Origin of the sequence: Bradyrhizobium sp. NBAIM03 (genome assembly GCF_020194055.1) — a bacterium.
In the GTDB taxonomy this organism is placed as follows: Bacteria; Pseudomonadota; Alphaproteobacteria; order Rhizobiales; family Xanthobacteraceae; genus Bradyrhizobium; species Bradyrhizobium yuanmingense.
The window spans coordinates 1-423 of sequence record NZ_JADYVS010000200.1; the positions used below are offsets into that span (position 1 = coordinate 1).

The 423-nt window shown below is 64.1% G+C and carries 1 pseudogene; it reads right to left on the reverse strand.

From position 1 onward, the window contains the following. A pseudogene (locus tag I6F21_RS38080) lies at positions 1-385 on the reverse strand (hypothetical protein); the annotation flags it as partial. Positions 386-423: the final 38 nt, after the last annotated feature.

Consider the following 423-nt stretch of genomic DNA (forward strand, 5'->3'; position numbering starts at 1 on the left):
AGTTTGGAAAGAATCGCGCCATGGCTTCACCGAGGTGCTCGGCCATCGCCGTTGGCAGTCCATCAGGCGAAGGCGAGTCGGACTCGGACAAGGCGGCCGGATCGAAAGCGGGGGCGGGCGAAGGATTTGGCCGTGCCACAGACTCCGCGAGAGCGAACGGCGCTGGTGCTGCAGACACGAGTGTGGCGACAGCCGGTGCAATGGCCTGTGCCGGCACCAGATTTGTCTGCACCGCTTGCCTAGCCAGGAACGCGGTGTAGCCGAGTTCTGCCATGTGCCGCAGCGCGTGCGCGCGTTGTTTGGAATCCAGGATGCCGGCCAGATAGGGGAAGAGAGTCGGCGCGGTGACGGGCGTCAGCGTGACCTTGATCGAGAGCTTGTCCATGGTGGAATGGCGCCCCCGATTACTTCTGCTTCACCGGG